This is a genomic window from Planktothrix sp., assembly GCF_046067725.1.
Classification (GTDB): Bacteria; Cyanobacteriota; Cyanobacteriia; order Cyanobacteriales; family Microcoleaceae; genus Planktothrix.
In genome coordinates this window covers 1-6,609 of the sequence record NZ_JBJUDF010000348.1, presented here as the reverse complement: position 1 = coordinate 6,609, position 6,609 = coordinate 1, and the positions used below count along the sequence as shown (strand labels likewise).

Annotated in this window: 9 protein-coding genes; 3 read left to right on the top strand and 6 right to left on the bottom strand. The window is 40.1% G+C overall.

The genetic code is table 11. The features are described from left to right. From ACKPEB_RS21535 to ACKPEB_RS21515, 5 genes are all read right to left on the bottom strand, one after another. Positions 1 to 689, bottom strand: a 689-nt coding sequence (locus tag ACKPEB_RS21535) for a glycosyltransferase family 2 protein (protein WP_408967065.1), incomplete at its 3' end; no start/stop codon positions are given. A gap of 300 nt (positions 690 to 989) precedes the next feature. Beyond that, a complete protein-coding gene (locus ACKPEB_RS21530; protein WP_408967064.1) occupies positions 990 to 2,456 on the bottom strand; it encodes a carotenoid oxygenase family protein in 1,467 nt (488 codons plus the stop codon). Between the two features lie 119 nt (positions 2,457 to 2,575). Further along, positions 2,576 to 3,934: a folate/biopterin family MFS transporter gene (locus ACKPEB_RS21525; RefSeq protein WP_408967063.1), complete on the bottom strand. Its 1,359-nt coding sequence runs from the start codon at positions 3,932 to 3,934 to the stop codon at positions 2,576 to 2,578. Positions 3,935 to 4,162: 228 nt separating this feature from the next. Further along, the gene (locus ACKPEB_RS21520) at positions 4,163 to 4,351 is read right to left on the bottom strand and encodes a DDE transposase family protein (RefSeq protein WP_408967062.1); all 189 of its coding nucleotides are present in this window, start codon (positions 4,349 to 4,351) and stop codon (positions 4,163 to 4,165) included. A 70-nt stretch (positions 4,352 to 4,421) separates the two neighbouring features. After that, positions 4,422 to 4,871: a hypothetical protein gene (locus ACKPEB_RS21515; protein ID WP_408967061.1), complete on the bottom strand. Its 450-nt coding sequence runs from the start codon at positions 4,869 to 4,871 to the stop codon at positions 4,422 to 4,424. Positions 4,872 to 5,066: 195 nt separating this feature from the next. On the opposite strand from ACKPEB_RS21515, the gene ACKPEB_RS21510 reads away from it, so the two are divergent. From ACKPEB_RS21510 to ACKPEB_RS21500, 3 genes are all read left to right on the top strand, one after another. Then, on the top strand, positions 5,067 to 5,537 hold the full coding sequence (locus ACKPEB_RS21510; protein WP_408967060.1) for a photosystem I reaction center protein subunit XI: 471 nt from the start codon (positions 5,067 to 5,069) through the stop codon (positions 5,535 to 5,537). Between the two features lie 80 nt (positions 5,538 to 5,617). Continuing rightward, positions 5,618 to 5,734: a photosystem I reaction center subunit VIII gene (locus tag ACKPEB_RS21505; RefSeq protein ID WP_408967059.1), complete on the top strand. Its 117-nt coding sequence runs from the start codon at positions 5,618 to 5,620 to the stop codon at positions 5,732 to 5,734. A gap of 230 nt (positions 5,735 to 5,964) precedes the next feature. After that, the gene (locus ACKPEB_RS21500) at positions 5,965 to 6,207 is read left to right on the top strand and encodes a hypothetical protein (RefSeq protein WP_408967058.1); all 243 of its coding nucleotides are present in this window, start codon (positions 5,965 to 5,967) and stop codon (positions 6,205 to 6,207) included. Positions 6,208 to 6,300: 93 nt separating this feature from the next. On the opposite strand, the gene ACKPEB_RS21495 is transcribed toward ACKPEB_RS21500, so the two are convergent. Then, positions 6,301 to 6,609: Rid family detoxifying hydrolase (locus ACKPEB_RS21495; RefSeq protein WP_408967057.1), on the bottom strand; the 309-nt coding region annotated here is incomplete at its 5' end.

Below are 6,609 nucleotides of genomic sequence, written 5' to 3'. Positions count from 1 at the left end.
GCTCCTGGCCAAATGGTTCGATAAGCTAAACATTTATTAATAAAAACTGCATCTCCAAATTGAGAAATTCTCATCCAAGAATCAATATCATCACAGTTCGCATCTAAACTAGAATCCCATCCTCCAGACTTAATAAATGCCTCTTTGCGATAGGCAACTTGAATGGGTGTTCCAAAAGGAACTTGTTCGAGAAACATTCCATAATGAATATCTTCTTGGGGAATATAAAATACCGTTCCAGGGCCAATTATTCGAGTCCGTGTCAGTTCTGTTTCACTCGGATCAACTTGAGCCGCTTGACAAGAACAAATCACAACTTGGGAAGTTGAATTCTGACTTTTTTGCCTTTCATAAGCTGTAATTGCTTGAATAATTTCTTCAATACAATTGGGTGCTAAATAATCATCATCATCAACAGGTTTAATCCAATCTCCAGAAGCAATAGCAACCCCAGCATTCATTGTAGCTGAATGACCTTGATTCGATGAATTCCGATGATAAACCAGGCGATCATTTTCTTGTTCAATTAACGATGCCGATAATTCCTGAACATATTGTTGTGTCCCATCAGTAGAACAATCATCTGCAACAATGACTTCACACGGTATGGTTTGATTTAATGCAGAATCAATTGCCCGTTTGAGTAACGTTAGTCGATTATAGGTTGTAATCACGATGCTAAATTTCATCGGACTGCCTCCCTTTAGAGACTGGTAGTTCAGTTATTAATTAGTCTAACATATCCGGTTACTTTGACTAAATAGAAGGAGGCTAAAGGCTTAGATTGATGGGAAAATTTGTCTAGGTTTCTATGTCTGAAAAGCAGATTATACCTGATCAAATTAGATGGATCATCAATAATTTAAGTTTTTTTGAACTATATATCCCAAATATAGCAAGTCTAAATCGGTTGTAATCACCTCTATGACTCAAACCTTTACGGTAGGGGCAATTCATGAATTGCCCCTACCGTAAGAAATACCCTAAAGTTAGGCTTTGACAAAACTGCCATGTAAACCATAGGGAATATGATGTTTTAAGTGTAATCGAGCGAGTGCCCCTTGAGTCAAATCTCGACCGTCCAAAATCACAATATCTGAACGATGATATTGGCTATCATACACCACCGTTAACAGCCATCCATCATCTTCTGCAATAGCATTAGGACGAGGAACAAACACAGGTTCACTGACAAATCCTTTCGGGGCGGCACTCCATAATTGCCGTTGATTGCTGTTTAAATCTACTTTCAGAATAGCCTGTAAAGGTGCATTTCCTTCGGGAGAATGGGCGGCGCCTAAATATAAATAACGGTAAGGTCTACCCACAAAATTGGGATGTAAAGTCGGAAATTCACAACACCGAGATTCAATTCGGTTTCGTTCAACTGTCCCAGAGGTTAAATTTAAAGAAAAACGCCACAATTCCCCCGGATCTAAAAGGGTAAAATCCGTTTCTCGATAATCTTCATTCGGGCGAACTTGAGGCAAAGATTCATAACAAATAGAATCTATAATAATTTGATTTTCCTCTTCATAAGCATTTCCATGATGGAAGACAAAACCCGATGGTGTTTCAAACACTTTAACTCCACCTGTTTTTCTATCAAAATTACGAGGAATCACAATAATTTTAGTCGGTTTTCCTGACTCAAAATTAATGGATTCTCCAGCCCCCGATAATCCTAATACAAAGGGAATTGGATTAAATTTAACGGGATTTTGGAAGAAAATACAATAATTAGGCGTAATCGCAAAATCATGAATAAAGGCAAATCCGGGGACAGAGTGGGCGTGTTTTCTCAGTAATTTTCCGGCTGTGGAAATTTCATAAATTGTTATCGTAGTCGATAACATCGGTTTAATTGAAAAATTAACTAGACAAGGTTGACCGCCACAATTTGGATCAATTCTAACATGAGCCGCAAAGGCATCTCCAGGTTTTAAAATTCCATCCAAATCATCAATTCCGATGGTTTCTAACGTATTTGGATCAAGTCGATAAGGTTGGGCTGCTTCCCACAATGCTAAAAGTTTTCCCGCCCAATAAATAACTTGCGTATTAGCAATATTTTTAATCCGTAAATCCAGAAAATTGGCTAACCATCCCCCCGGTTTTTGGGTTCCAAAAACACCTCGATAAAGGATTTTTCCCGCTTTTTGTTCTTCAATATAACCTTGGGTGCGCACAAATCGATTGCAATAATGGGCACGACCTTGGGTAAAACGAATCGCCGATATCATCCCATCTCCATCAAAAGGATGACGAATGGCTTGGCCATTAATCTCTAATAAACCAGGGCCATTGCGATAAAGGGTTCCTTCTAATTCGGGAGGAATTTCTCCTTCAATATCATCAATCCAATAATCATATTCATTCGGTTGAGAAAGATAACCTTTTTTCCAATCATTGCGATCATAAGATAAGGATTCTGTGGAATTTAAAGTTTGAGTCATGGGATTCTGTATTTCCAATCAATGAGTTAAAGGTTATTCAACTATACAAAAAAAATCGGACATTTCTAAATCCTGAAAACCTTTCCATGTTCCCAGTTAAGCGGTTCCCTAGGGAATCACTATATAACAGTTAATTGTTCCCGTTCAGAAGGTTCTAAGGTCATGCTTAAAGGTTCTGTTTCTGCACTACTATCCGGCAACCAATGAATTAAAGGTAGAGGTAATAATGTGCTAAGATTGGTCACAATTACTAATAACCATAATTGGTTAAAGTTGGTTTCAGTAATTCCGAACCAATGGGTGAGTAATGCACCCAGTTCATAAGAAATTAATCCTGATAAATTGACAACCGACATTAATAATGCAAATAATGTGGCTTCTACCCCCGGAGGACATAACCGAGCGGCTAAAACTAAAACAGGCATATAAGCAATTTGTCCCACCACCGTTAAAATCAAACTATCGCCTAAACTAAACCAATAATCATCAATTCCCAGGCTACGATTAGTATGGGTAACTAATAACAACATTGTCATTCCTAGACCTGTTGAAATAATCGTTGACCAGAAAAAGATGAGCCGAAAAGGAATCGATTTAAAAAAGCGTTGAAATAGCCATACACCCATTAAAGAAGCCACACTGGTCACTAAACGAACTCGCCCTAAAAATTCCGGTTGAAAGCCTAATTCATTAGTCGTAAAAAAGAAAAAAGCGGCATCCGCCGTTGGTGTTGCTTGCCAAAGAAAAATAAAGGCTGTGGGCAACCAAATTGATTTTTGGCTAATAGCTTGACGCAAATTTTTAATTTGAAATTTGATTCTCTCCCAGTTCGAGTTTTCCTGTACAAATTCTTCTGTAATTAATCCCGCCACTAAGGAAACAATTAAAGGAAAAGAAGCGGTAATCAGAAAGATGGTTTGGGGGTTAAATTTCTCTAATAAAAAACCGCTTAAATAAGCTGTCATTAATCCCCCTACAGCCGTTGCGCCCCAACAAACCGACTGTAAAGACCCGACATTACTAAGGGACTCGTGACGGGCACGTTCAACGACTAAAGAATCAACAATGACATCACTAACGGCAATGCAAAGGGAACTCAGGGCAATGGCCAGAGCAGCGGCCCAAGGAGTATGAACAATTGTCGCCAAGGCCACCCAAGATAAAGAGCCGAATAGTCCCGATAAGATTAAATAGGGGCGACGGCGATAACCCAAAATCGGTAAACCGTCGGAAATGAAGCCAAATAAGGGTTTGATCACCCAAGGAATGGCAACAATACCGAGTAAAACTGACACTTCCGCCGGACTCATGCCCAATTCATCCTTAAGAAAAAAACTGACGCCTAAACGGGCCAGTCCTAAGATTCCTTGGACGAAGTACACCAGTAAAATAGCCACCAGTTCTGGGGTTGGCTTATTGTCAAACAAGATTGTTTTCTGAAAGAATTGCTGGAGTTTCTCGATGCTTGTTGAAGACATCCGTATTCCGTAAAGAAAAATTAAGAAATGTGAATATCTCTATCATAGCGTGTTAGCGATTGACCGTTAACCGTTGACCATTGATCAAAATCTGACATTAGGAACTTAACATGGGAGCAAAAATAATCTTTTTGAGTCTATAGACTTGGGATTCTACAAAAATAAAGGAGCTTATCCATTAAACTGCTGATCTGTTGAGATTAGCAGTTTTTTTATGGGACACGGGTGTCACTGCGGTTGACATTTCCCCGACCGAATTAACCCAACACGGCTGGCCTTGGCTTGATTTAGGGAATTAAATGGCCCCCATTGTTTAAGGATGGTCGGATCAGGCTGGTTTTGAACCTCCTCCCGCGCAACAATGTCACAAATTCCGTTAGGACGTTTAACAATATAAAATTCAGTTTCAGAAGACATCAGAAATTAAGGTAGGGAATCATTGAGGGAAAAGGCTAGAGTGAATTTCCATTTCCCTCTAAGGTTTGACTTAGCGACCCATTGCAGGTAACTCTGGTGGCGTTTGAAGGTTTAGATCCGTATAAGACGGTTGGGTCAGAATCGAGGTGTTATAGGGATTGATCAGATCGGGAGTGCGAATAATCGGATCATTCATCGTTTGCTGTAACATGGCTTCCCGATACAATTGATTCACCAGTCTGGCATCATTGGTCATTAAAGTTTCAGGATAACCATTGATGCCATTAGGCCAGGGAAAACTAATCCCTAAATAAGTAGATAGTTGACCCATCAATGATTTGTTTTTAAAGACATCACCAGAAGTTCTGGAGGCGGCTCGCATAAATTCTTCCGCAAAAGGTTGATAGCTGGTGGGATAATCATTAAACATGGGTTCTGCTTTAACGCCAGAAGCCAACATCGTTGTTGCGATCGCCCCAAACAGAGCAGAACTAAAGAATTTCAATCGTTTATTCATCATTCTAGTTCCTTGATAACTCGGTTAAATCTTAACTTGTTTTCACTCCTAGACACCAAACAGGGGACACTGACGCCGCCAGATGTGAACTTTTTTGAAGCTTATGCTCATTTGTGTAACGAGTTTGCCTATCCCTGCGTAAAATATGAGCTTAACAACTGCTACAAGTTCTTCAATATTCAAGGAGAAAGAAACCCTATGGCAGACTTAATCAAACCCTATAACGGTGATCCCTTTGTAGGGCATTTGTCCACCCCGATTAGCGATTCTGAATTTACCCGTGCCTTTATCGGGAATTTACCTGCTTACCGCAAAGGTTTATCTCCTTTACTGCGGGGTTTAGAAGTGGGTATGGCACATGGTTACTTTTTAGTTGGGCCTTGGATTAAACTGGGGCCATTACGTGATCATCCCAGCGCTGCCAACTTAGGTGGCTTAATTTCAGCGATCGCATTAATTTTAATTGCCACAATTTGTTTATCTGCTTACGGATTGGTTTCTTTCCAAAAAGGTGGCTCAGGTACAGATTCTTTGCAAAGCTCTGAAGGTTGGAGTCAATTTGCAGGGGGTTTCTTTGTGGGTGCAATGGGTGGGGCGGTTGTTGCCTTTTTCCTATTGGAAAACTTCAACTTAGTCGATTCGATTTTCCGAGGTTTTGTCAATAGCTAAGTTACATTTGAATTAGGGAATAAAATTAAATCCCTTAACCCAACTTAACGATTTTCTAACATCCAATAGGAGAATTTGATATGACTGGAGATTACGCAGCTTCTTTTTTACCTTGGATTTTAATTCCTGTGGTTTGCTGGTTAATGCCAATTGTGGCAATGGGTTTATTATTCATCCACATTGAAAGCGACGCCTAAAATTTCCGTTGAGTCGCTCAAAATCTCCACCCAACGGTGGGGATTTTTTGTTAATGTGAACAGGAATTCTATTGTTAATAAAATCTTGAAATTGATAATACGGATGAGTCGCTAAACCCCCTGTAGAGACGCGCCAAAAGCCTTACGGCATGGCTCCGCCAAGGCGCGTCTCTACACAATATGAATGCGTAGCAAAGATTTAAAGATTTCAGATCAGTTGATCTCAATTTATGTCCCAAGCTGATACTCCTAAACCTCCCGCCTCTCCTGCGAATGCTCCTCCAGCTAAACCCCCTGGTGATAAACCTCCTGCTCCAACATCTCCAGATTGGGGAACATTAGGCATTTTATTGATAGCATTATTTCTATTAATTCTTGTGGTGGGAAATGCAACGGGATTTGGAGAGAGTCAAAACCAACCTTTACCTCCTCCTAACCCAGATGAAACTGATTTTAATAATAAGGTATGGTAGGGTGCGTAAAGCAACGCTACACGCACCGAATCAACAAAATTTAACTCAACAAAACTTTCTTGACGTGTGGGAAGATAGCCACACCTTATGAGTTTAGAGAACAGCGATACATTCGATTTCTACTAATACATCTTTGGGAAGACGGGACACTTCCACAGTCGCCCTAGCTGGCGCTGTTTCGGGTTTAAAATATTGAGAATAGACTTCATTAACTTGGGTAAAATCGTTCATATCTTTTAAGAAGATTGTGGTTTTCACCACGTTTTCCCAAGTGGCTCCCGCTTCGGTTAATACCGCTTGTAAATTGGACATCACTTGTTCGGTTTGTTTGGCGACATCATCAAGATGAACAATTTGGTTAATGCGGGGGTCAATGGCAATTTGTCCCGATAAAAAGATCAT